The organism is Halodesulfovibrio marinisediminis DSM 17456 (assembly GCF_900129975.1).
Taxonomy (GTDB): Bacteria; Desulfobacterota; Desulfovibrionia; order Desulfovibrionales; family Desulfovibrionaceae; genus Halodesulfovibrio; species Halodesulfovibrio marinisediminis.
The window spans coordinates 337,243-360,722 of the sequence record NZ_FSRG01000003.1 but is presented as its reverse complement, the minus strand read 5'-3'; the positions used below and the strand labels follow the sequence as shown (position 1 = coordinate 360,722).

The window sequence follows — 23,480 nt, the reverse complement described above, 5'->3', positions numbered from 1 at the left end:
TCAGCCAAAAGACAAAATAAAACGCACTAAACAGTGCGCTTTATCTATTATACTAAATAGTTAGGCTACAAACTCCCACCTACGTATAGTCTTTCCTGTCCATCTACTCTTTCTGGACACACTTTTACTTAACAATACGTGCCGTTGAGACGTTGGCAGATGCTCAATAAGCAGGTTGCGTTGGAAGAAGAAACCTTCATCACGGGCAACTGAAATAAACTGTGGTATGGAAATGGCTATTACTGCCACATCTGTTGAATGATTAAGGAAGCCTTCTTTCTTTGTCTCTGCTTCCTCGTTTAAGTAGTAATACACGTCCCAGAACTCTTTCACTATTGGATGATCCTGCCCTATGCGGCCTTCGCGTATCTTGGCTCGTTCCAGCAGGTAGTTGGCCAACGTATCCACCCGTTGCCGTGTCATTTGCGGGAACAGCACGCCAAGCGCTGCACCACAGGCGGCAATTTGCGCATGGTTCTTTAATATACGCAGGTTCTCCAGCTCGTTTCCAAACTTTTCCTCGTAGTGCTTAAAGGCGGCAAAATAGGTCTCTAAAATCTTCTTTTCTGCCCGCAGCGCACAACGCAAAAAGCCGCCGACGTTTTCGGCAGTCTGTCTCTCAAACCATCTGGCTAAATCCCGTGTTCCCAGACTGTGGTGATCTTTGCTTGCATGGCAGTGCACTATTCGCTCCAGCAGTGCCTCGGAGCCGCCCACCTCTGCGTTCTGGGAGATTACGAGCGTACCTTGAAAGATAGTGTCGTACACTTCGTTACCGCCGTTGTTCACGCCTCGGGTGCCTGTGCCGCGTCCGTTGTAGAACGGCTTGCAGTGGTCCATATCAAACATCTTTACCCTGCCGTCCTTGCTGCCGTTGTCGCGGTCGGACTCAATAAGAACGATAGGCAGGTTGGAAAGCTGACTAAACGCCCTGCGCTGTCCTGCTGCTGTGGCTTTTAAAATATCAAAACCTTCGTAGCCGTTACGACCTACGCACTTCCACAAGAATTCAAGAATAGTAGATTTACCCGCACCCGGTTCACCAGTGAGTTCGAAGAACGGAAACGACTTCTGCTCCTCGCGGATCTGCTGCGCAAAGAGTGAGCCGAGCCAGAATGCTAATAGAGAAAGCCCCTGCCAGTGGAATGCCTTTACGTAGTTTTCCAGCCAGCTCGGGTCAAAAACGCCATCCGTTGTTATGTTCAGCCCTTTCAGTATCGGGCGTATGCCTCTGTCCCCAATCTGGTAGTAGCCTTCGTTGTTCAGCTTAATCTGCTTTCCCTTGTAGAACGCGGCATCATCGAACAAATACGCGTTTACGGAAGGCACATAGCCCAAGTATTTTACGGTGGTGTTGCTTTTGTCCTGGGCAATGTTGAGCCAGCGTTTTCGCAGATGCAGAAAATCTCCGTTTGTTCCGGAGAAGTCGCCACCTGCTGTCTTGCTCAGCAATGCTGCTGCAAAGTTCTGCGCACTGGAAAGATACGAGCCTTCCAACTGAATAATTACGGGAGCCTTACGCGGAAAGTTAATACGCATTACGTAGTACTGTTCCTTCTCCAAAAGCTCGTCTGCCTCGTGGTACAGCATTTCGGGGAAAACGTTGCTTATGTTGCTTACATCCGCATGTTGCAGAAAAATGTCCCACCCTTTGGGGGATTCCAGCACTACTCTGCGCCAGTCCATTTCTTCGTTCTGCTTCTCTTCCGATTCTTCGGAGCCTTCCTGCTCTTCCTTGTTCCTGCGTACCGCTGCGGCTGTTTCCAACGCTTCCTGAAACTTTTCCCCGCATTCAACGCGGTACATGCAGTTATCAAAATCTATTATGTAGTAGCGCAGCTCGTGCCGCAGATAATGGTGGTACGCTTTCTCGTTGGCTGTGGCAGACATAAACAGGCGTCCGTAGTACAGGCAGTTTTTAATGAATGCGCCTGTTATGGAGCCGGTACGGTGGTAGTCGTCCCAATCCTTTCCGCCGGAAGGCAGAATAAGCACCTCGCAGCGCTCACCCATCTTCTCTATCAGCTGTGCAAACTTCTTCGCTGCCTTTCGTCCTGCCGGATCTGCATCAAGTGCGACAGTCCACCGAATGTTTTTGCCCTTGTGCTGCTCAATAAATTTCTCCGGAAAATTATTACACGACCAGCACGTGGCAGCCTTGCGCCCTGCATGAAGCAACGCGAGGTTATGAAAAAAGCCTTCCACCAAAAAGCAGCGGTCGCCGCGCTCCAGCTTCATATTTGCCGGTGTCCAGGCGGTGCCTTTGTAGTCGCCTTTAAAGTTCGCCTTACGTCTTCCGGAGAGTGGATTAATCAGCCGTTCCCACCACACGGTGCGCAGTTCGTTCATGTACACACGTACGGTCGGAGTAATGTGCGGGCTGTTTGGGTACTGGAACATGCCCTGCTCATACATGCCGCGCAGCTTGGAAATATCGAAACCACGATTCAGCCCTAAGTAGGCGTCCGCAGTTTTATTAGGCTCCTGCTGAGTAGGCGTGTACTTTTCTGCAATGTTCTCAAAAAGCTCTGGTAGCAGCTCGCGGGTTGTTTCTTCCCATCCACATTTGTTCAGCCGGCTGCACTTCAGCACCCAAGGTTTTTCAATACTGGTGAACAGTTCATTCTTTCCGCAAGAGGGGCAAGGGCCACCCCTAAGGTAGCCCCCTCTCTCTTTTAAATTAAACCGCGCATCGCCAAGTAGCGCCTTAACAATATCTTCCGCCCCTATACGATATTCTGATGAAGCAATTGCAGTAGACATTATTGCTCCGCTTTCAATTTGCGCTCGAGCTCGCGCAGGTCTGCGATCATATCAAGCGAGGTGTTCACCACGTCGTTCAGCTCACCGATAATGCGGCGCAGCTCTCTTGGCTCCAACACGCCATCGGCTACTGCTTTATGTGCTTCCTGCCCTACGTCGCTTGTTTCGCCGAAAAGCTTACTGATTCTAAAAACAAGGCTCTGGCAGTCTACGTCTGCATGTTTGTGTTCCATGCCGTACTGCATTGCCTGCACCTGCAGCCAGTTGATGATGACCATGTTGCCTACAGTGCTGCAAAACTTCGGCAGGTCTTCGTATGTCGGGAAGTAACGTTCCAAGCTGAATACGCGCTTGGTGTGGGATTCTGCCCAGCCCATTTCTTTGGAGAGCTTCTGCCATGTCATGCCGGAGCGCTCGAGCGCGAGCTTAAAGGCATCTTCCGGACTGAGGTTATGGAGGGCGTAGTTGTTATCTGCAATCATGGAGCCGTCTGGGTAAGTAGAGTTCATAATAATTCTCCTAAGTATAAGACATGGAACTGTGAGGATGATCTGAAAGAACCTAGACTAAGCCCCGTAGTTAGGACTTGCCGGACATAATGCGGGCATCCGCTTTGCGCATGGCTTCTGCCATGGTGTCACGCGAAATGCCGTATTCTTCGCACAGCACGTTAAGCAGCATGCGAAGACGCATTATCTTTGTGGCCTGCGAAACACGGTGCAGACCAAACTTGTTGGGCGTGCGGCGCTGGTAGCGGAAATGGCGTACATCCATCCGCATGTAACGCGCCACGTTTGAAAAAGTTCTGTACTTTGCCTTAAGCCGCTCGATGTTTTTTTCGTAAGCTAGTGTTTTCATGCGGCAAAAGTTAGGAGAAATTTCCCGCTTGCGTCAAGGGGTTTTTTTCTACTTTCCTTAGGGAAAAAATTCCCATACAAAGGAGGAATGAAGAATAGCATGGCTTTTGAGAAGAAGTTTGTGGAAATCGTATGCGAAAAAATAGAAGAAATTGGCATTTCGCATAACGAATTTGGAAGGCGTGCCTTCGGTCCACCAGACGGAGGAAGGCTATGGAGAAGCGTTCGTGGTGTGGAAGGGAAAAAGAAGCCCCGCAAGATTGCCATCCACGAAGCTTACGACATAGCAGAAGTCCTCGGCACGGATCTACCGACCCTGCTATGGCACGTAGAGAAGGAATTTAACTTGTAAAAGAATAAGCTCGACCCGTTTGGATCGAGCTTTTTCATTTTATTACCAGGGCGACTAGCGCCCTTTTTCTTTCGCCAGCGAAGCCGCCTCTTGCTGCTCTATTGCTGTTAGAGCAATCTCCAGCCGCTCACACTGATCGAACAGAATATCCCCCAAACCTAGCGGTGCATTTGTTGCGCAAAAACGCACTGCCGAAATAGCTTTATATATTTCACTGATTGCATCCAAATCTTGAATGCATCCTCCCGCCAATATGTGTCTTTTTGATTCTTGAGTCATTCGACGCCGATACTCTGCGACTTTCCCTACGTCAACAAATTATGTCAAAACCTCTAGGGATTTCTTTTTCATTCAAGAAATATTGCTAACGGGATTTTTTCCCTAAAAGCGTGTTGACATATAGGAGCTAGCTCCCTATCCTAATCATCAGCAAGACATAAACATATTGTTCTGTGCCAAACTCCTATTCAAGCCTCGCTAATGGAATATAGGCGGGGCTTACCCTTATCCACACTTAACCACATAGCGAGAACCATTATGTACACACAACCAATCGAACAAACACCACCCGAATACAGCATCCAGCTGTTAAAACTCGCCCAAGTTCAAGAAATCCTCCCAGTCAGCAAAACAACCCTCTGGCGCTACGTAAAAGCAGGAAAGTTCCCAGAACCAAGAAAGCTTGGACGCAGCACCTTCTGGGTAAAAGAAGAAGTAGAAGACGCAGTACGCCAACTGGTAAAGTAACGCCAAGAAACACATTACCTGTGCAAAAAGAAAAAGCCTGTATGATCATTTCATACAGGCTTTTTTAGGGCTAAAATATCACGTGCCACCAAGACATTTCATTGCAGCCCGCTCTCTCTGGGGGCACATTTTGGGGGCACATCACTAAAAAGAAAAATTTAATTGTTAATTTTCAAGCAGTTAAATAGGCAAATCGATGGACGCCGCCTCCACCAACGCAAAGAAAGCCTTAATCGTTACAGACGATTAAGGCTTTTTTATTGCCTATAGATACCCCTATAGTGTGTTTTTAGTACATTTCTAGTACACGTTGGAGCACACCAAATGGCTAATTATCTGTTTCAAACAGCCTCTGCACACTGCTTCAGAAGAATTATTCCACTCGACCTACGACCTGTTTTGGGCATCCGAAAGTTACGTTACTCACTCGGAACTCTTAAGAAACGTGAAGCACAGCGAACATCTAAGAAACTCGCCTCCGCAACCCCTTTCTTATTCGATAGAATCAGAACTACAGAGATGAGTAAACTAACACCGGAACAACTGAACTATGTTGTGCATAAATATATCAAAAACTGGATCAAGACAGATACAGAAGAAGCACCTAAAAGTAGTATAGACGTAAGAAACGACATGCTCAAACACTACGCTCTGACCAAAGGCAAGCTTGTCACTACCACAGAAGGCGTAGAAATTCGCAATGCATCACCAAGCGGAAGAGCCTCGCGTCCAAATGCTACTTGCAGTACTTAGCCCTAGTTGGGGCGGAACACTTCCATTCATCTGGCGGGTTAAATACAGGCTTATCAAGACAAAGCCGCCCTTCGTCCCATCCTATCACTTCCATCTGGATATCGAAGCTAACCGCCACAGGAACGCAACTCCCATTATCCCACTGAAGCTCCAGCACCATGTCTCCCATAAGAATGTCATAATCCCCATCCTTATCGCCTGGGATTATAGCCCAAGTTGGTTTACCAAACATGCGAATGACTGACGCTTTTGACATACCCATTCTGAGTTTCTGTGCCTTGCGAGATAAGGGCGTTTGAGCCTTGGGAATCTCTGCAAAGACGCTGCTTGCGGAAAAAATTAAAACAACCAGAATAAGTAACACTCTCATTTGCTTTCCCCTGATTAAGAGGTCTCAATTTTTTTATTGCATACTATTCAGATTATACGGCTGGTAATGACCTCAGACAATGAGCTTATATCCCCCAAATCAAACCAACGGGTAATGCAAGCTAAGTAGCTTTTATTATGGGACGATAAGTACGAAGTAGTTCGTTGAGAAGTATAGCTTATGATGAGTGCTGAAGATGTCCTGAGTATATCAAGAAGATTAAACCTGAATAAAGAGAGGAGGACCTCTCTCTTTATTGCTCAAAAATCGACTTTAGGGCTCTAGGATTTATTAAGACAACTACATTAAAGGAAAATAAAAAAAATTTCTGCAACCCTATGTTCGGAGTCGAACTTCTACCCAGTTTCCCCATAGCCCCATGATGCACGGAGGGTAGGGGAATATGTTCTATTGAACTCCATAAACAAAGAACGGAAACAGTAAGCGCCCTGAAACCATCATCCAACTTGCATCCTACAGCCCTTTCTAGATTGAATTGCATTATTGCAGGTCGCTCTTTCAATCAGGGCAGTAGTTACCTATGGACATTTTGGCATACCTTACGTCCAGTAGGCATAGGTGTGCACATTTGGGTTAGGTTAAGCACAGAAATCCACTACTCAGACCTTGAGTCTAAGACTTATAAGTACATAAGGAAAACCTCATTTCCCATATCTACGCTTACTATCGTGTATCTACTCTCGACCAAGACCCTATCATGCAGTCTACTGCCATCCTCGCTAAGTATCCTGAAGCTATCGTGAGGGAGGAGAAGGCAAGCGCAACGACCATGAACGGGCGTGAGATGCTGTCCATCCTACTGGACGTAATGAGCAAAGGAGACAAGTTAGTTGTATGGAAACTCGACCGCCTAGCGAGGAACATGAATGACCTGTGCTCCATCGTAGAGCGACTTGAAACGAAGGGAGCATCGATTGAGATTCTCGACCAAGCTATCGACACCTCTACACCTAGTGGTAAAGCATTCCTCCAGATACTCGGAGTGTTCGCTGAGTTCGAGACCAACCTACGTCGTGAACGTCAGTTAGCAGGTATTGCGAAGGCTAAGAAGGAAGGGAAGTACAAAGGGCGCCCAACAGCTCATAACAAAGGTAGAATCAAGGATATGCTTGCTGAGGGTATGAGCCATTCAGCCATAGCGAAGGAGCTTAGCTGCTCTACAAAGACCGTGCAGCGAGTGGAAAAGAAAGAATAGCGCCTTCCCACTCACATACAAAAGCAACTAGCTACCTGCCTGGCTTTCGTTCCTTTTCTCGTGCAAGCCTGAAAACTCACGAGTAACTTCTTTGGTCTTGGAAAACAGCGCAGCCATCACCTGTGACAATCCATTGTAATATTTCGAATGGTGAAACCTGCCATCAAGAGTAGTGTGCTTTAAACGAAGCTCGAGAGAAACTTTTGAGTAGTCATTAAGCAGTTCATAATATTCATTAGGTAAAAAATCTCCCCACACATCTCTGAGCTCAACCAGCGCGGGTTCCATTTCATCAGTAGCAGCTTTTATCTTACCTTTTAACCATGATTGAATTTCTTCTTGTGGCTCCCCCATTACCCCCACCCCAGCCATAGATTTTGCATCAGTACTTATTTGCTGACTACTTCTTAAAACAACAACCAGTAGTGGCTTAAAATGCTCCCAGCGCCTCTGCCTTTTAGCCTCTGCATGCTGACAATATGTCAACCAAGCTACGTAGCCTGCAATCATAGCAGAAAGAGCAGCAACCCAAGTCGCAATATTATCGATGAACAACTGAGCTCTAGATGTTATAAACGCTCCTGAAAAAAGGCCTGTCCAAAAAATTATGACACAAGACACCCACCAAACTACTCTCATCCCTCTTCCTTTATTAACAAAGAATAACTAACAAAAACTATTTCATCAGTTCGATTTCCAGTTTAAGAATCGAACTCGTGGCTGCTGCTATCTGTTTTTACACAGCCAACCAATACCGAATCGACATAACAAACCACCACAACACCCACATAATCCATTAAGATTTATTCTCATAGACACCTCAAATCCATTCTCATAGACCTATAAAAAATAATGGAGTTAGAGACAAATGAATAAACTTCTTGCAGCGCTCTTAATCTTTTTCGCTTGCTCAGCAGCACACTCAATATCCTTTGCAGGCGTATACGGAGACGAACTCACTAAGTGCCTTGTTCAATCGGCAACAAAAGAAGACAGGGTCGCACTAGCAACATGGATGGGCGTCCTCCTTGCTCAGCATAGTAAAGTGTCCCAACATGTAAGAACCTCCTACAGTGACTTAGTTGATACAACCAACTCAGCAGTTGACTCTGTAACAAGACTTACTTTTCAAATATGCGAAAACGAAGCAAGGCAAGCTATGAAGTATGAAGGAGCTGAAGCCTACAAAAAATCTTTCCAATACTTTGGAACCATTGCCATACAAGAACTCATGACTGACCCAAGTGTGAGCAAAGCAATGTTTCTCTACCAAAAAAGTGTTGAAGAAAAAGTCAACCTCATGGTGAAAAAGAGTCAAAAATCAAAATAGATACCCTGTCACAGGCACTGTTGACACCCTACACACTTTGCGGCAGCATTTTCCTACACACCCATAGAATACGGCTTCGGGACGACCTGAAGTCATGAGCTACTCAGAGGCAGCTACACATCCTCTCCGCCTCCACCAAAGAGGTAAAAAAAGGGTCTCAGCAGATTGCAAAATCTGCTGAGACCCTTTTTTTATCACGTGTTCTATATCAGAAAAATTCACGATATTTCATGCCGTTGCTTGGCATCAATTACATCAGAAAAAAGACTGTTCAGGGGCTATACTCCTACACTCAAGGGGGTAAGAATCTCACCTAACACATCCTTGCTCCAGAGTTACTCCGACGTAGAACTACCGTTCTTTTTTGTCCGAACGTCTATAATAGGATCCGCAAAAGTCATTATCAAAACATTTCCCTCAGCTATTCCTATAGGCAGCCTGAAGCGCACTATGACACCTTCTTGAGCTAGAAATGTTTTTCAGTTCTTTTCGGGTCAGCAGTGTAAGTGCTCCAGCCGGACAAACAGCTATGCAGGCCGGACCAAGCTCACGTCCGGTACAAAGGTCGCATTTGTGGGCGACCAGTCTAGTTGAAGATTCAGGGAGGCACCCCACTTGCATGGCGCCGATGGGACAAACTGCCAGACAAGCTTTACAACCAACACAGTCCACTGTGTTCACACGCACAGCCTTTCCATCAGAGAGTATGGCTCCAACAGGACAAGCGGCTACACATGGGGCATCCTCGCACTGACGACATTGGACAGGAGCGGTGACTTCCGCCTCGTGAACAATGCTTAATCTTGGAGAAAAAGGTAACTTCTTTTCTCCTGCCTCCCCCATATCCTCATCCATGTGAGCATCAACACAAGCAATCTCGCAGGCACGACACCCTATACAGCGGGAAGGGGCTGACAAAACAAAGGCATGCATTATTCATGGCTCCCTGCATCATCTCCGTAACTGGTATGGAGCAAGTTATGAGAACGGTGTCCCAGCTGTTTTTCCAAATAATTTTCATAAAGCGCTGTAACAGAAGGATTTTTATGTGAAACCCTTACAGAAAGTTGTTTATCAAGATTATGCAGGCTCTGACGACGACGAGAAATAGCATCAACAACATCCACGTGCGGCAGAAGTTTCGGCTGTCCTCCTCCTGCAACACAACCTCCGGTACAGCACATAACTTCCATGAAATCAAAGTCTGCTTTGCCTGCCCTAACATCCTCAAGAAGTTTTGCGGCATGTGCGAGACCTGAAACGATCACTGCACGCACAGTTCTTCCAGCCACGTCCACAGAAGCACGGAATACCCCTTCAGCAGCCTTGCTGAAGTTCACTCCACTTTCGCTTACTTCATTTCCTGTTGTAACCGCAATTGCGGTACGAAGTGCGGCTTCCATAACACCGCCAGAAGCTCCGAAGATGACTCCCGCACCGGAATAAAGCCCAAGAGGCACATCAAAATCTTCTTCCGGAAGATTCTCCAGACGGATACCTTTTTTCTTAAGCATGTCTGCCAGTTCGGTAACGGTCAAAACTGCATCGACATCAGGAGTACCACTCGCCTGCATTTCAGGACGGCCAGCCTCATATTTCTTAGCAGTACAAGGCATTACTGCAACACTGGCAATCTGTTCAGGGGATTTTCCTGCGATTTCTGCACCATATGTCTTGAAAAGCGCTCCAGCCATCTGCTGAGGAGATTTGCAACTGGAAAGGTGCGACAGTAAGTCCGGCCATGCTGTTTCCATGTAACGAACCCAACCAGGGCAACAGGAGGTAAACATAGGCAAGTTCTCGCCGGATTCAAGACGCTGCAGAAGCTCTGAAGATTCTTCCATTATGGTTACGTCAGCAGCAAATATGGTGTCATACACAAAATCAAAGCCCAGTCTGCGTAAAGCTGCTGCAAGCTGACCGGGGGTAAGTGTGCCCGGTGCCAGTCCAAATTCCTCCGCAATGGAAGAACGTACTGCCGGTGCACATTGCACCATGGAAGTCTTGGTGGAATCAGCCAGCATTTCAGAGACGTTTCTCTGATCAATCCGGTAATGGGCGGCAAACAGAAGGGAGTTGTCATCTTCAGGCAAACCACGTTCCTTGCGCATCTGCGGCAGCTGCTCTGCTACATCATCAAAAGGAGAGGCAAAAGCAGAACATCTCAAAACACACTGACCACACATTACACAGCGGGAAGCATCAATTGTCTGAGATTCATTCTGATTTCCGATTATCGCATTCACCGGACAAACTTCGGCACAACGACGGCAACCGGTGCATAACAAAGGGTCAATAGAAACAATTTGGGATGGAGTAGTCATTATAATTCGTCTCCGGATCTAGCTCCGAAACCTTTCAGTGCCAGCGCTGCTTCAACATTGCGACGTTTTTTAATTTTAACAGGCTGTAATAAAACCAATGCGTTTTCAGGGCAGGCTTCCACACAGGCAGGCCCCGCCTCACGGCCTTTACAAAGGTCGCATTTGCTGGCCAGAAGAGCCGGTTCAATCTTAACATCCTCAGGAAAATCAGGATCGACAATACGACGCATAACCGATTTACCGTTTTCCAAAACCTGCGCCATTTCCATGGCACCAAACGGACAACTAACCAGACAGGTTTTACAGCCTACACAACGACTTTCATCAACCTGCACCCCATTATCGCTTCGGTAAATGGCGGAGTTAGGACAAACAGCAGCGCACGGAGCATCTTCGCAGTGTCTACAGCCAACAGGGACACGGATATCTTCAACACAAGTAAGGTACAATCTCGGGGATAAGGAACCTTTAAGGCTTCCAACGGATACCCCGCCATCAACATGTGCAGCAGCACAGGCCAACTCGCAAGCACGGCAGCCTATGCACTTTGAGGCTGAAGCTAAGATAAAGGGGTTTAAACGTGTTGGCATGACAAATGTTCCTCTATGTGTTTTAAATTCATTGCTTGAACATCACCAGTGAGCTTGCGTACAGATACTGCACAAACTTTAAGCTGCGGAGTACCTGTCACAGGATCAGCAGCAGAACTGGTAAGAATATTGGCCGGACTCTCGGAGAAGTGGAATGTCATAAAGACCAGCCCCCGACGAACCCTACGGGTAACCCACGCCCTACCCGTTGCTGCACCACGGCGGGAACGAACCTCTATGAGATCGCCATCTTCTATACCGTATTTAGCAGCATCAAGAGGATGAATCTCAACAAGTTCTTCAGGCCATGTACCAACAAGGCCAAAGCAACGTCTGGTCATGGTGGCAGTATGGTAATGGGCTACAACGCGTCCGGTGGTCAATGTCAGCGGATATTCGTTGTCCGGAAGTTCGGCAGGCTCCCTGTGGGTAAGGGGAACAAACTTTCCTGCTCCACGCATGCAACTGCCCACATGCAGAATCGGGGTACCGGAATGCTCTTCACTTGGGCATGGCCACTGTAACCCACCGTTTTCAAGCCGTTCATAGGTGATTCCGGCATAACTCGGAGTAAGCATTCGCATTTCGTTAAATACATCTTCAGCTGTTGCGTATCGTTCCGGTCGGCCAAGCTTTTTCAGTAGTTCCGCAAGGATCACCCAATCCGGACGGCTATCACCTACAGGTGGTACAGCACGGCGAATACGCTGAACTCTTCTTTCAGTACTGGAAAACGTCCCATCTTTTTCCGCAAAACTAGCTCCGGGGAGCACTACATCAGCGAGTTGTGCGGTTTCAGTCAGGAAAATATCCTGAACAACAAGGAAGTCTACCTGCTTCAGACAATGCTCTACATGGGTAATGTCAGGATCACTGCGCATCGGGTTTTCCCCGAAAATGAAAAGCCCTTTCAACCGGTCCTCATCGATTGCAGTAAGCATTTTAGGGATAGTCAGACCGATTTCTGGAGGAAGCTCAACTCCCCAAGCCTTTTCAAAGATATCTCTTGCCGCATCATCAGTTACCGGACGATAACCGGTCAGTACGTTGGGCAAAGCTCCCATGTCACAAGCGCCCTGCACATTGTTCTGCCCTCGAAGTGGGTTCACGCCAGTTTTAGGACGACCAATATTACCGGTCAGCAGAGCTAAGTTGGAAACAGCCAAAACATTACTTGTCCCTGTTGTGTGTTGGGTAACCCCCATCGTGTAATAAAAGGCGGTATTGGCAGATTGAGCAATGCAACGCGCAGCCTTGCGAATGCCATCAGCGGGAACTTCCGAAATCTCAGATACAGTCTCAACGTCAAAGCTTTCAAGGCTCTTGCAGAAACTTTCAAAATCCTCGGTTACAGCGGCAACACGTTCAACGTCAGCCAAACCGGAATTAATGATTTCGCCTGCAATAGCAGAAAGCAAAGCTGTGTCCGTTCCGGGACGAAGTCGCAGCCAGACATCAGCCTCGCGAGCAAGATCAATCTCGCGCGGGTCGATAACAACCAGCTTTGCGCCGTTGCGCTTGGCTTCCATCATGCCCAATCCAATTATCGGATGACACGCTGTAGTATTGGAGCCAATGACACATACACAGTCCCCCTGCCCCATATCCCATAATTCCCGAATGGAATTCGTCATGGCACCACTTCCCAGAGATGTAGCCAGACCGGCTACAGTTGGGGCGTGTCAAAGTCGCGCACAGTGATCTATATTGTTTGTACCAATTCCTGCGCGGAACAGTTTCTGAAAAAGGTAATTTTCCTCGTTGGAACAACGAGCACTGCTGAATCCACCAAGAGCATCTGGGCCGTGGGTAGACACAACATCGGCAAATCGCGTTGCAACAAGGTCGAGAGCCTCATCCCATGTTGCGGGAACCAATTCCCCGTTTTTACGTATCAAAGGTTTTTTTAACCGATCGGCATGGTGCACAAAATCAAACCCGAACCGTCCCTTCGAACAAAGGGCACCTTGGTTTACTAAAGGTTCAGGTCCTGGTGAAACACTAATAATGCGATCGCCGTCTACATTAAGAGACAAGGCACAGCCGACGCCGCAGTAAGGACAGGTGGTAGAAATATGTTGCATATTCGAACTAAGGCATGAACCATGCCATTTGAAATTGATTTTTTATCCATTCATAACAATGTGATATAGAAAAAGCGCAAAAGCATTTTGCAAAAAAAATAAAATTGCATGCAAAAATGTTCTGCAACAGAGCAAATTGCATGCAACCATGTCAAGACAAAAGCACTCGAGATAACCATCTGTGGAATTACGCTATTATTAGTCTACGTAAGTTGCGCTACTCACTTACAACTCTTAGAAAACATGAAGCACAACTGACTACCAAACGACTAGCTGCAACAATCTCTCTCTTGCTTGCAGAAAGCAGGAGTCATTACAACCATCGCCAAAGAGATAAGCTACTCTACTAAAACAGTGCATGAGTGAAAAAACAGCATGCAGCAATTCTATTTCCAACATAATAAACAAGTTCGCGACCTTTGCTATCTTTTTTCTGCTAACCATTGAACACCTACGAAACATTTTCAAGACGATCTCAAGTTGATTATGGATTTCTCAATGCTTGTAAAATTCGCTACATGCTAAGCAAAACGCCTTTGCAATAAATACAAAGACGAGTGCTATAATCTAATTATTGACTTCACTTAAATTGAACTCACTACCCACTATCCAGCCTTGTTAGCCAGCCATGATAACTCATTTAATCTTGAGTTATCTTTATGAGAATAATTTTTCCTTTCATAAAAACGGTGATACATGTTCGATAACTCTCCGAAAACAGAACCCCATCGCTCTTAACTTCATCTAACCTAGCGTCAGATGCAAAGATAGAATGGGCTATCACTTGGTGATTAGCGAACAACCGAACTGGAGGTGCCCCCGTGACACTTGATTTACGCGTAGATGCTACTCAGACTGTCGAAGAAATTTCGAAGTATCTGAGACAGATAGTAAAGCGTAACAACTCGCACGGCGTGATTCTCGGCCTGAGCGGCGGACTAGATTCTTGTGTCCTTGCTGTACTAGCCGTACATGCTCTAGGGCCACAGGCGGTAACCGTTGTCTATCTTTTTGACCAAGACAGCGATCCGATAATCGCCCAGAATGCCCGGCTTATGGCGAAGAGTCTGGGGCTGTCCCTAGAGGAATCCGACATTTCAGAGGACATGGCGAAGCGCGGCGTATACGCTTCGATTTTCACGAAAATGCTACGAATTTCCGGTGCAGTAGCAAGGGTCAGTGCAGCGAGCTACAAACTGATATGCGGCGAGACACCGTTTAAATCCACGCTACGAGTCGGCAGCGGTGAAACATTGCAACCTTGGTATAAGCGTTTGATGTTTAACTTGACCATGCATCACGTTGATGCCGGCTTCACCCAGCGCCATGTTTTTCGACGCGACATCCTCGAATGCATCGCAACAGAGCGGAACTTATCACTGATTGGGGCGGCTAACCGATCCGAATGCGAAGTAGGCTGGTTTGTTAAAGATGGAATTGACGATCTAGAGGTGCAACCTCTCACAGGGCTATTAAAAACGCAGGTCCGTCAACTGGCCAAAGAATTAGAGCTGCCCGAGCCTGTCCGCAACCAGCTGCCCTCGCCCGATATGGCGCGAGGTGTGACGGATGAATTTGGAATCGGACATGAATACCGTATTATCGATATCGTCATCGATGGACTAGATCGCGGCCTTGCAGTGGAGGAAATCGTAGCTCTTGGTATTCCAAAAAAAGACGTGATCGATATTTGTGACCTAATGCGTCTGTCGGAATGGAAAAGGACGTCACCGCACGAAATGCCTCCGGTCAGCGGCAGGTACGGATCGAACGTTCGAGGTTGATAAAGCCGAATCATTAAGATCAGCATCCTCTTCTTGGGTTCAATGCTCCTTAGATAGTCATGATAGGAATCCGTCGGGATTACCTTACACCAACTCTCCGTACCTTCTCGTCGAGCCTCGACAGAATCGTTTGTGATTCAATAGGAAAGTAAAAATATTCGATTCTCGTCGCCTCCTCAATGAGCTAGCTAAGGCTCTTACTGTAAACGGTAAGAGCTTTTTTTATATCTACTCCAACAGTTCGGTATATTTTCTGCACACATTGGAACACCCCATGTGCCGATAAGCATCCCGCTAGTCCTACTTCCGAAACAGAATACAACTAATAAAAAACTCCCCAGGTCATTTGTCACGGGGAGTTTTCCTATGAAATTTTCTTTTATCAGAGGAAATATGCCCTGATATATAAATTTGAGCTACATCATCAATTGAAAACTGAACATATTGAGGTATACTCAATAGTAATACGAAATTTATCTCCAAGATCTTACTAAGAATTCCTCTATAGGGAGAATAAAGCTTTGTAATAAGTCTTTACCCAACTAACAGGAAGGTAAGCCATGCATCCATATTATGAAAAAAAAGAAAAGAAACTTCAGAAGAAATACCAACAAATGAACCGTTGGGCTTCCGAAGTTCTTCAACAATATTATGGTAAAAACATAATCAACATAATTATGGACGAGGTAACGCAGGAAACAAATAGCATAATCAAACGACTACCTTACATAGGTGGCAACGAAAATGCCTATACACCAATTATTGAAATTAATGGCTGGTTCATAGGTTTCTATAATGTCACCAAAAAATATGGATTTATCCCTGAAGCAGCAGCTTACATCAACGGAAAAGTTTTCAAACGATATTGCGAACAACTGCCGAAAATACTCTGGTATCCTCTTAAGAAACTAGCATTCTCACAACTAATGAAAAACTATTTCAACAATCAGGCAAAAAAAAGCCAAGAGCGTCTGTACCCTGAAGACTTTGTATATACCTTTAATGTCGATTCAGTAACTGGTGGCTACACTTTTGTTTTCAGCAGCTGCGCTGTTCACAAACACTATGAAGCTGAAGGGGCAAATGAGCTCAAACAGTTTTGCAATTTTGCAGACCCCATCTACAGCACGATGTTTAATCTAGGATGCAACGCAGACTATTCATTCGCAACTGGATATAAAAAATGTATTCTCAGTTTCGATGAAGGAAGAAAAACCAAACTACCTGACAACATAACGGCGATGATCGAAGAGGGAAAAGAATTCCTACAGCATCATCAGTTACCACACTCACACCACAAGACGTAATGGCCTAGCCATTTAAAATATTATAGTCACTACAACACAAAAGCTCTCACCACGCTAAACGGTAAGAGCTTTTTTTATGATCACCAAAAAGTAATACTCATCAGCAAGGCAAGATGGTAAAAGCAGGCATGGTATACACCTAACAAGGAGAAAGCCTTATGGAACGTTACATTGCACTTGCCATTTTAGCTTTTTCTATCCTTTTAACTGTGTTGATTTACACGATCTAAACAAAAAGCCTTGTCATCTGACAAGGCTTTTTTCCTTTAATATGCACCTTCTACGAACAATTTACATTCGCCAACGGCTTCAACAGGAAACGACGCTGTTTTCAATTCTCTACCTACAAACCAGCTGCAGCTAACCAGTCCTGCTGCGGCATCAAATTTAATTACAGTCATCTCCGGTCCACCAGATTTCAATTGAATAACGTCTCCAGCTACAAATTTCATAGTGCCTCCGGATAGTTTATTCCGATCTGCTCGCTAAACCTTTCCCTTACGCGTATGCATATCATCAGAGTTAGCTAGACTATATAATGTTAGAGCACTTCATACAAGTGCCCTCTTCTCTGCCTCACTTTTCCACTGGCTATTAATATACGCATAAAAAAAGCGGAGGGAAATCCCTCCGCTCTATTTTCTCTTTATTGTTAGTAATAGTTACATAGCTGCTTCGTAAATCTCCATTACATCCTGATCAGTAGGACGACGAGGGTTAGTAAGGCCACATGCGTCTTTCTGAGCATTCGCTGTCATTGTAGGAATATCAGCAGAGCTTACTTTTTTACCGTAGCGTTCACCAAGAGCAACCAAGCCCTCAGGAATACCTACGTCCTGTGAAAGTTCACGGATAGCTTTGAGACACTTCTCTGCTGCTTCACGTTCACTCAGGCCATCAATATTTTCACCCATCCAAACAGCCATTTCTGCAAATCGATCCATCTTAGCAATCATGTTGAACTTTTCAACATGTGGAAGAAGGATAGCGTTACATTCGCCATGTGGAAGATCATAGAAACCACCAAGCTGGTGAGCCATTGCGTGAACATGACCAAGGCTTGCGTTGTTGAATGCCATACCTGCAAGGTACTGGGCATAACACATACCGTCACGAGCCTCGATATCCTGACCATTTGCAACAGCGGCACGCAGATGCTTTGCAATAAGCTTAATAGCTTTTTCTGCACATGCATCTGTAAGTGGAGTCGCAGCGGTAGAAACGTATGCTTCAACTGCGTGAGTCAGCGCATCCATACCAGTAGCAGCTGTAAGTGCTGGAGGCATGCCAACCATGAGCATTGGATCGTCAAGAGCAATAGTTGGAGTTACGCGCCAGTCAACAATCGCCATTTTAACTTTGCGGGAAGTATCAGTAATAATACAGAAGCGAGTCATTTCTGAAGCAGTACCAGCTGTTGTGTTAACTGCAACATATGGAGGCATTGGATTTGAAGACTTATCTACGCCTTCATAATCATGAATCTTACCACCGTTTGCAACAACAAGTCCTACACCTTTACCACAGTCGTGCGCACTACCACCACCGAGAGTGATCAAAGAGTCACAACCTTCTTTACGATATACATCAACGCCGTCATGAACATTAGTGTCTGTTGGGTTAGGAATAGTTTCATCATAAACTACACATTCCATGCCTTCAGATGCAAGTAGATCAACGATTTGTTGCGTCATTCCTACTGCAGTAATTCCTTTATCTGTAACTAAGAGAGGCTTTTTGCCACCCAAAGCACGAATTTTAGATGGAATTTCTTTGTGAGCACCAATTCCTAACAAAGTAACACTTGGGATATAGAATCCATTCACTTCTTCACGTACAGCCATTTGATATCTCCGTAGTAAGTCTAAGTGTATGAAATTTGTTATTACATTCGCTACGCTGCGAAGTAGATAACCTGTGTCGTAGTTTAAAAATACATACGAGAGTCCACGCTCACAAATAAAAATTTTTTACTCACAATACGACCCATTTTGCATTTTCTAAAAGTTAAGCAAAAACAAAAGATCGTTCTTTTATTCACAATTAATACACTGAAATTCTACACCAAACCAATTCTTCTAATGCCCTTGCCCAGCAGGCATTCACAGACCTTGTTACAAATATCACAATTTTGTTTATTTTCGAGTACCATCTTGCTCAGTCACTCTCAGAGAGAAAAATCCTTACTTCAAAAGGAAACGTTGAGTACGCTCTTAGTCATAGTTTTGCAGCATTTTTTGGAGGCAGTATGAAGGTAGCAATTGATTCTTTTGGGATTACTCCCTCTGGAGAAATTGTAGAGAAGTATACTCTTGATAACGAAAGAGGGATAACCGTAGAGTTAATTACATTTGGTGCAACAATTCTAAAAATCACAACCCCCGACTGTGTCGGAAATATGGGTGATATTACAATAGGGTTTGATTCATTAGAAGATTATGTGACAAGGAACCATCATTTCGGTTCTATTGTTGGAAGATATGCAAATAGAATTGAGGGAGCTTCCTTCCGGCTGGGAGGAGTAACCTATTCTCTTGAACAAAACGACGGCAGGAACAACATCCATGGCGGCTCCCGAGGATTTGATAAATACGTGTGGAACGCACATGTGATAGAGAATGATGACAGTGCTACTGTTGTTATGCAGCACATTTCCCCTAATGGAGATATGGGATTTCCGGGTACACTTTCCGTTCAGGTTGCATACACTCTTGACACAATGGATACCCTGACAATTGATTACTCCGCGTTCACAGATGCGCCTACGGTGATCAATCTCACCAACCACACCTATTTCAACCTATCTGGGAAAATCGGGTCTAAAATCTCCGAACATATCCTTACTGTTCATGCTGAGGACTACCTTCCAATAAACGAGGAATGTATTCCTATCCCTGAAGCTCCCCAGTGTGTTGAAGGCACGGTTATGGATTTTACACTACCAACAGTTATTGGAAACAGACTGTATAAAAAAGACCCTCAGCTTATTTCTGCCGGAGGCTTTGATCACACATACGTACTTTCAAAAGATCATGATAATATCGTTCGTCTAGCAGCTATGCTTACTCACCCAGACACCGGACGCAGCATCAGCATCGCAACATCTGAACCGGGAATACACATTTACACAGCAAACAAACTAAACGGGAACACTACCTATCGCGATGGAATTACCGTGCCGAGGCATGGGGCAATCTCATTTGAAACACAGCACTTTCCCAACTCGCCAAACAGACCTGATTTCCCATCGACAGTGCTAATGCCGGAACATACATACACACAGAAAACGAAGTTTACTTTTAATAAAGTTATTACCACTTGTAATGTAAAATAAAAAAAAGCCACAGTGATAACACTGTGGCTTTTTACACGTATTAATACCGGCGCGTCAGCACCATAAAAAGCAAGATAAAAGGCAAAAGCCATAAGGCCACAAGCCCTGCAAAAAAGACAGCTGCTAAAAAACACATTGTCGCTATTGCCCATAGTACATCACGTAACATCGGCGCCCTCCATGTCTATCCCATTAGCATACGCAACTTGTTCATGCTGAATATGATTTGCATAGAAAACTCCCCCGCTAATAGCATACACATAACGATCTGTTACTATGCCTCCTTGGCCATTTTATTAATCACAGCCATAAAAACATCACGCGACATATCAAAAAAACAAGACTTCCCATAACTCTCAATCGCACCTTAACCAGACAACATTCCGATATATATGGCGGTTACTCGTTCACCATTCTGATTTGTGTTAGGAAGTTCGCTTAGGTAACACTAGTTATCGCAGCCACGTTACCCGCCATTTTTATTGCATAATTATTAACAAGCTTGTTTCAAACCAAGCAAAAATGAAAAAGATACATTAGATAAGATGAATCAAATGACTCAAAAGTAAATAAACAAAAACGCACAAAAGATCTGGGCAAACGCAACATCAAAAGCGTAACAAATACGATTTGTTGAAACAAAATAACCCATCAAAAAATGTCTTGCTTTATTCAAAACTGAGAATGATACACATTGTTTCTGTAACTATGTAACACACTGTTTTTATTAAAGCAGATTGCGAAGATAGAATTTCTTTAGTAGGCTATACTAATTGTTTTCTTAGAAGAATTTCTATTAACACTGTTCTTTCTACAAACTGTCACTGCATATACTTTTCAAATATATGCCCTGACATTTCTAAAAAGTATGAAGTCCTTCTAGTAAACAACGTGAAGGATTTTTTTCTTTTCCGACACATTACTTTCATAACCTTTTCCTTACGATCCCCTCTGCTATAAGCAGTTCGAATCGCATGGTGATGAAGTGTCTGCAGCCTGCACAACGGATTGCAGACATTCACATACGGTATAGGTATGCTGCCACTGCCTAGTAAACACTATTCACTGCGTGGCCTGCTCAAATGTTTCTTTTATGGGAGGTTCTTATTATGCGTACAACACGCACTCTTGCTCTCGTTCTTGCTTTTGTCCTCACTGCATCATGCGCATTCGCGTCTACTCTTGAAGACGTGACAAAGCGTGGTTACCTCAAGTGTGGTACTCACATTGAAAACCCGGGCTTCTCCGCACTGGACAGTTCTGGTAACCGTATCGGCTTTGATGTTGATTTCTGCCGCGCTGTAGGTGCAGCAACCAACGTTGATGTTAAATACACCCCGCTCACATCTAAAGAGCGCCTTCCAGCCCTCCAGTCCGGTGAAATCGACCTGCTTTCCCGTACTACAACTCTCACCATGAGTCGCGACACTAACCTTGGTCTCGATTTCACCGTTGTAACTCTGTACGATGGTCAGGGCCTTATGGTTCGTAAAGAACTCGGTATTACCAAAGCAAGCGAACTTGATGGCGCAACCATCTGTCTCCAGACCGGTTCCACCACCGAGCTCAACGTTGCGGACTACTTCCGCAAGCATAACATGAAATTTACTCCAGTTGTTTTCGACAAACAGCCAGACGTACGCAAAGCATACGACACCGGTCGTTGTGACGTTCATACAACTGACGTTTCCGGCCTTGCTGCTCAGCGCTCCCTCATGGAAAAACCAGAAGAACACATCATTCTTCCAGAACTCATTTCCAAAGAGCCTCTTGCTCCTGTAGTACGCCACGGCGACAACCAGTGGGGCGACATTGTTCGCTGGACCATCTGGCTCACCATGGCAGCTGAAGAAAAAGGCATTACTGCTGACAACGTAGACAAAATGGCGAAAGAAACCAAAGACCCAGAAGTTCAGCGCATGCTCGGCGTTACCGGCACTCTCTGGCAGAACCTTGGTCTTGATAAAGACGCACCAGTTCGCATCATCAAAACTGTAGGTAACTACGGCGACATCTTTGAACGCAACCTTGGTGTAAACACCCCGCTTCGTCTTGAACGCGGTTACAACAGCCAGTGGAACGAAGGCGGCCTCATTTACGCTCCTCCTTTCCGCTAAACCGAACTACTATTTACTGCCGGACAGAAGCAACATAATGCTTTTCTGTTCCGGCAGTTTTTAATTTGATGCCGGAGGAAACCGCATACAATGCAGCCTCCTCCGCTTAAGAACTGATTCGCTCATACAGTTCTTGTAAATCCCGACACACAATCTTCACGAATTATTATGTCACAACACGCACTCGAAAATGCCGGCGTCCCTTTTTGGCGAAATCCACAGATTCGTGCATGGATATACCAGTGTATCATGCTCGGGGGTCTCTTGTGGGTCGCGTTCTCCATGTATCAAAATACATTGGCGAACCTTGAAAAACGCGGCATCGGTTCCGGATTTGGCTTCTTACAAAACGAAGCAGGATTCAATATCGGTGAGACTCCTCCAATCCCTGTTTTACAAGGAGGATTTCTCTGGTTTATTGCCGCTCTTATCGTAGGACTTTTTGCATCACGCGCTATTGCAGTTTGGCTTAAGAAAAAAGGCACCACCATCACAGCAAGCGACAAAACCGTTTTTGCCGTCATCGCATTTGTCGGCATCATTCCGGTTCTTGTCCTCTTTCTCGGCAGTGATTCTATTTCTTTTACGCGGTACAGCGAATCTTCCAGCTATGTAACAGCCCTGCTCACCGGCTTTGCCAACACTATTAAAATTACCATTCTCGGCTGCATCCTTTCGACCATACTTGGACTGTTCGTTGCCCTTGGCAGACTTTCCCCAAACTGGCTCATCAGCAAGTTATGCAGTTGGTACGTTGAATTAAACCGAAACCTGCCAGTGCTGTTACAGCTATTTTTCTGGTACTTTGTTGTATTACAACAGCTGCCCTCTGTTCGACAGTCTATCGATGTTGGCGGATGGCTTATACTTAACAAGCGCGGACTGTTCCTGCCTGCACCGGTTGCACAATCCGGCGCATGGCTGTTCTGCCTTTCCATCGGTGCAGCCTTAATTGGTGTATACTTTATCTGCCGTCGTTCCATTCGGTTACTGAATGAACGCGGGACTCCTGGCAAAATTCTTTTGCCATCTCTTGCTGTACTTATCGGCCTACCTGCGCTTGCATGGCTTATTGCAGGTACCCCTTTCACTCTGGACTATCCGGTGCTTAAAGGATTCAACTACCGTGGCGGTATTGACCTTACACCAGAATTCACAGCGTTACTTATAGGTCTGACAGTCTATGTTTCTGCATTCAACGCAGAAATCATCCGCTCCGGTATTCAATCTGTATCAAATGGACAGCGTGAAGCAGCACGAGCTCTGGCGCTAAAAGAGCGCCACGTCATGCGCCTTGTAATCCTGCCTCAGGCCATGCGCGTTATTGTGCCACCAATGACTAGTGAATATCTTGCTATTGCGAAAAACAGCTCTCTCGCCGTTGCCATCGGCTATCCGGATTTCGTAAGTGTGGGTGGCACCATCCTCAACCAATCAGGTCAAGCTGTTGAAATTGTGGGCATATGGATGGGCGTATACCTATCCCTCTCCCTTCTTATTTCGCTTGGAATGAATTGGTACAACGCCAAAATCAAACTCGTGGAGCGTTAAG

Annotated in this window: 23 protein-coding genes; 10 read left to right on the top strand and 13 right to left on the bottom strand. The window is 45.6% G+C overall.

Going from position 1 to position 23,480, the window contains the following annotated elements:
* Positions 1–60 precede the first annotated feature (60 nt).
* The 3 genes from BUR09_RS01790 to BUR09_RS01780 form a co-directional block, all read right to left on the bottom strand.
* Positions 61–2,763, bottom strand: a complete 2,703-nt coding sequence (locus BUR09_RS01790; RefSeq protein ID WP_074215244.1) for a toprim domain-containing protein — start codon at positions 2,761–2,763, stop codon at positions 61–63.
* On the bottom strand, positions 2,763–3,272 hold the full coding sequence (locus BUR09_RS01785) for a phage regulatory CII family protein (protein ID WP_084539285.1): 510 nt from the start codon (positions 3,270–3,272) through the stop codon (positions 2,763–2,765). The genes BUR09_RS01790 and BUR09_RS01785 overlap by 1 nt, the downstream gene beginning before the upstream one ends.
* Before the next feature lie 70 nt (positions 3,273–3,342).
* Complete coding sequence (locus BUR09_RS01780) at positions 3,343–3,543, bottom strand: hypothetical protein (protein WP_139296717.1); 201 nt, start codon at positions 3,541–3,543, stop codon at positions 3,343–3,345.
* 177 nt (positions 3,544–3,720) lie between these two features.
* Between BUR09_RS01780 and BUR09_RS01775 the strand changes: the two genes are divergently transcribed.
* Positions 3,721–3,972 carry a hypothetical protein gene (locus BUR09_RS01775; RefSeq protein ID WP_245796688.1) on the top strand — a complete coding sequence of 84 codons (252 nt, stop codon included), beginning with the start codon at positions 3,721–3,723 and terminating at the stop codon, positions 3,970–3,972.
* Between the two features lie 54 nt (positions 3,973–4,026).
* Here the strand turns inward: BUR09_RS01775 and BUR09_RS01770 are convergent, their stop codons facing one another.
* Positions 4,027–4,251: a hypothetical protein gene (locus BUR09_RS01770; RefSeq protein WP_074215241.1), complete on the bottom strand. Its 225-nt coding sequence runs from the start codon at positions 4,249–4,251 to the stop codon at positions 4,027–4,029.
* A gap of 258 nt (positions 4,252–4,509) precedes the next feature.
* On the opposite strand from BUR09_RS01770, the gene BUR09_RS01765 reads away from it, so the two are divergent.
* Positions 4,510–4,719, top strand: a complete 210-nt coding sequence (locus BUR09_RS01765) for a helix-turn-helix transcriptional regulator (RefSeq protein WP_034603478.1) — start codon at positions 4,510–4,512, stop codon at positions 4,717–4,719.
* Positions 4,720–5,043: 324 nt separating this feature from the next.
* Positions 5,044–5,472, top strand: coding sequence for a DUF6538 domain-containing protein (locus BUR09_RS01760; RefSeq protein WP_074215240.1), 429 nt, complete (start codon positions 5,044–5,046; stop codon positions 5,470–5,472).
* Here BUR09_RS01760 and BUR09_RS01755 read toward each other — a convergent pair.
* Entirely contained in the window at positions 5,456–5,842 is a 387-nt protein-coding gene (locus BUR09_RS01755; protein WP_074215239.1) for a hypothetical protein, read from the bottom strand. The genes BUR09_RS01760 and BUR09_RS01755 overlap by 17 nt on opposite strands.
* Before the next feature lie 664 nt (positions 5,843–6,506).
* On the opposite strand from BUR09_RS01755, the gene BUR09_RS01745 reads away from it, so the two are divergent.
* Complete coding sequence (locus BUR09_RS01745; protein WP_074215237.1) at positions 6,507–7,058, top strand: recombinase family protein; 552 nt, start codon at positions 6,507–6,509, stop codon at positions 7,056–7,058.
* Between the two features lie 27 nt (positions 7,059–7,085).
* Here BUR09_RS01745 and BUR09_RS01740 read toward each other — a convergent pair whose 3' ends face one another.
* Positions 7,086–7,697, bottom strand: coding sequence for a hypothetical protein (locus BUR09_RS01740; RefSeq protein ID WP_074215236.1), 612 nt, complete (start codon positions 7,695–7,697; stop codon positions 7,086–7,088).
* A 229-nt stretch (positions 7,698–7,926) separates the two neighbouring features.
* Between BUR09_RS01740 and BUR09_RS01735 the strand changes: the two genes are divergently transcribed.
* Complete coding sequence (locus BUR09_RS01735) at positions 7,927–8,388, top strand: hypothetical protein (protein ID WP_074215235.1); 462 nt, start codon at positions 7,927–7,929, stop codon at positions 8,386–8,388.
* Between the two features lie 417 nt (positions 8,389–8,805).
* Here the strand turns inward: BUR09_RS01735 and BUR09_RS17110 are convergent, their stop codons facing one another.
* The 4 genes from BUR09_RS17110 to fdhF are packed head-to-tail and all read right to left on the bottom strand — an operon-like array spanning position 8,806 to position 13,386.
* Positions 8,806–9,321, bottom strand: coding sequence for a 4Fe-4S dicluster domain-containing protein (locus BUR09_RS17110; RefSeq protein WP_074215234.1), 516 nt, complete (start codon positions 9,319–9,321; stop codon positions 8,806–8,808).
* On the bottom strand, positions 9,321–10,712 hold the full coding sequence (locus tag BUR09_RS01725) for a [Fe-Fe] hydrogenase large subunit C-terminal domain-containing protein (RefSeq protein ID WP_074215233.1): 1,392 nt from the start codon (positions 10,710–10,712) through the stop codon (positions 9,321–9,323). The genes BUR09_RS17110 and BUR09_RS01725 overlap by 1 nt, the downstream gene beginning before the upstream one ends.
* Entirely contained in the window at positions 10,712–11,302 is a 591-nt protein-coding gene (locus BUR09_RS01720) for a 4Fe-4S dicluster domain-containing protein (RefSeq protein WP_074215232.1), read from the bottom strand. The genes BUR09_RS01725 and BUR09_RS01720 overlap by 1 nt, the downstream gene beginning before the upstream one ends.
* Positions 11,287–13,386, bottom strand: coding sequence for a formate dehydrogenase subunit alpha (fdhF, locus tag BUR09_RS01715; protein ID WP_084539283.1), 2,100 nt, complete (start codon positions 13,384–13,386; stop codon positions 11,287–11,289). The genes BUR09_RS01720 and fdhF overlap by 16 nt, the downstream gene beginning before the upstream one ends.
* A gap of 821 nt (positions 13,387–14,207) precedes the next feature.
* Between fdhF and nadE the strand changes: the two genes are divergently transcribed.
* Together nadE and BUR09_RS01695 are read left to right on the top strand one after the other, a co-directional pair.
* Entirely contained in the window at positions 14,208–15,170 is a 963-nt protein-coding gene (gene nadE / locus BUR09_RS01700; RefSeq protein WP_074215229.1) for an NAD(+) synthase, read from the top strand.
* A 560-nt stretch (positions 15,171–15,730) separates the two neighbouring features.
* Positions 15,731–16,477: a hypothetical protein gene (locus BUR09_RS01695; RefSeq protein ID WP_074215228.1), complete on the top strand. Its 747-nt coding sequence runs from the start codon at positions 15,731–15,733 to the stop codon at positions 16,475–16,477.
* A 266-nt stretch (positions 16,478–16,743) separates the two neighbouring features.
* Here the strand turns inward: BUR09_RS01695 and BUR09_RS01690 are convergent, their stop codons facing one another.
* Both BUR09_RS01690 and BUR09_RS01685 read right to left on the bottom strand, forming a co-directional pair.
* A complete protein-coding gene (locus BUR09_RS01690; RefSeq protein ID WP_074215227.1) occupies positions 16,744–16,929 on the bottom strand; it encodes a YodC family protein in 186 nt (61 codons plus the stop codon).
* Between the two features lie 210 nt (positions 16,930–17,139).
* Complete coding sequence (locus tag BUR09_RS01685; protein ID WP_074215226.1) at positions 17,140–18,321, bottom strand: iron-containing alcohol dehydrogenase; 1,182 nt, start codon at positions 18,319–18,321, stop codon at positions 17,140–17,142.
* A 404-nt stretch (positions 18,322–18,725) separates the two neighbouring features.
* On the opposite strand from BUR09_RS01685, the gene BUR09_RS01680 reads away from it, so the two are divergent.
* The gene (locus BUR09_RS01680; protein ID WP_074215225.1) at positions 18,726–19,811 is read left to right on the top strand and encodes an aldose epimerase family protein; all 1,086 of its coding nucleotides are present in this window, start codon (positions 18,726–18,728) and stop codon (positions 19,809–19,811) included.
* Between the two features lie 40 nt (positions 19,812–19,851).
* Here BUR09_RS01680 and BUR09_RS17105 read toward each other — a convergent pair whose 3' ends face one another.
* Positions 19,852–19,980 (bottom strand): hypothetical protein, encoded by a 129-nt coding sequence (locus tag BUR09_RS17105; protein WP_281248124.1) that lies wholly within the window; start codon positions 19,978–19,980, stop codon positions 19,852–19,854.
* Positions 19,981–20,920: 940 nt separating this feature from the next.
* Between BUR09_RS17105 and BUR09_RS01675 the strand changes: the two genes are divergently transcribed.
* Together BUR09_RS01675 and BUR09_RS01670 are read left to right on the top strand one after the other, a co-directional pair.
* Positions 20,921–21,928, top strand: coding sequence for an amino acid ABC transporter substrate-binding protein (locus BUR09_RS01675; protein WP_074215224.1), 1,008 nt, complete (start codon positions 20,921–20,923; stop codon positions 21,926–21,928).
* A gap of 168 nt (positions 21,929–22,096) precedes the next feature.
* Entirely contained in the window at positions 22,097–23,479 is a 1,383-nt protein-coding gene (locus BUR09_RS01670; RefSeq protein WP_084539282.1) for an amino acid ABC transporter permease, read from the top strand.
* The last annotated feature ends 1 nt before the right edge of the window (position 23,480 follow it).

Bases quoted from the DNA above. Each gene is read 5' to 3' on its own strand.
- BUR09_RS17105 (WP_281248124.1), bottom strand. From the start codon at position 19,980: ATGTTACGTGATGTACTATGGGCAATAGCGACAATGTGTTTTTTAGCA.
- BUR09_RS01755 (WP_074215239.1), bottom strand. From the start codon at position 5,842: ATGAGAGTGTTACTTATTCTGGTTGTTTTAATTTTTTCCGCAAGCAGC.
- BUR09_RS01770 (WP_074215241.1), bottom strand. From the start codon at position 4,251: ATGACTCAAGAATCAAAAAGACACATATTGGCGGGAGGATGCATTCAA.
- BUR09_RS01790 (WP_074215244.1), bottom strand. From the start codon at position 2,763: ATGTCTACTGCAATTGCTTCATCAGAATATCGTATAGGGGCGGAAGAT.
- BUR09_RS01725 (WP_074215233.1), bottom strand. From the start codon at position 10,712: ATGACTACTCCATCCCAAATTGTTTCTATTGACCCTTTGTTATGCACC.
- BUR09_RS01785 (WP_084539285.1), bottom strand. From the start codon at position 3,272: ATGAACTCTACTTACCCAGACGGCTCCATGATTGCAGATAACAACTAC.
- BUR09_RS01775 (WP_245796688.1), top strand. From the start codon at position 3,721: ATGGCTTTTGAGAAGAAGTTTGTGGAAATCGTATGCGAAAAAATAGAA.
- BUR09_RS01760 (WP_074215240.1), top strand. From the start codon at position 5,044: ATGGCTAATTATCTGTTTCAAACAGCCTCTGCACACTGCTTCAGAAGA.
- BUR09_RS01690 (WP_074215227.1), bottom strand. From the start codon at position 16,929: ATGAAATTTGTAGCTGGAGACGTTATTCAATTGAAATCTGGTGGACCG.
- BUR09_RS01685 (WP_074215226.1), bottom strand. From the start codon at position 18,321: ATGGCTGTACGTGAAGAAGTGAATGGATTCTATATCCCAAGTGTTACT.
- BUR09_RS01765 (WP_034603478.1), top strand. From the start codon at position 4,510: ATGTACACACAACCAATCGAACAAACACCACCCGAATACAGCATCCAG.
- BUR09_RS01675 (WP_074215224.1), top strand. From the start codon at position 20,921: ATGCGTACAACACGCACTCTTGCTCTCGTTCTTGCTTTTGTCCTCACT.
- BUR09_RS01780 (WP_139296717.1), bottom strand. From the start codon at position 3,543: ATGCGGATGGATGTACGCCATTTCCGCTACCAGCGCCGCACGCCCAAC.
- BUR09_RS17110 (WP_074215234.1), bottom strand. From the start codon at position 9,321: ATGCATGCCTTTGTTTTGTCAGCCCCTTCCCGCTGTATAGGGTGTCGT.
- BUR09_RS01735 (WP_074215235.1), top strand. From the start codon at position 7,927: ATGAATAAACTTCTTGCAGCGCTCTTAATCTTTTTCGCTTGCTCAGCA.
- BUR09_RS01720 (WP_074215232.1), bottom strand. From the start codon at position 11,302: ATGCCAACACGTTTAAACCCCTTTATCTTAGCTTCAGCCTCAAAGTGC.
- BUR09_RS01680 (WP_074215225.1), top strand. From the start codon at position 18,726: ATGAAGGTAGCAATTGATTCTTTTGGGATTACTCCCTCTGGAGAAATT.
- BUR09_RS01695 (WP_074215228.1), top strand. From the start codon at position 15,731: ATGCATCCATATTATGAAAAAAAAGAAAAGAAACTTCAGAAGAAATAC.
- BUR09_RS01740 (WP_074215236.1), bottom strand. From the start codon at position 7,697: ATGAGAGTAGTTTGGTGGGTGTCTTGTGTCATAATTTTTTGGACAGGC.
- BUR09_RS01670 (WP_084539282.1), top strand. From the start codon at position 22,097: ATGTCACAACACGCACTCGAAAATGCCGGCGTCCCTTTTTGGCGAAAT.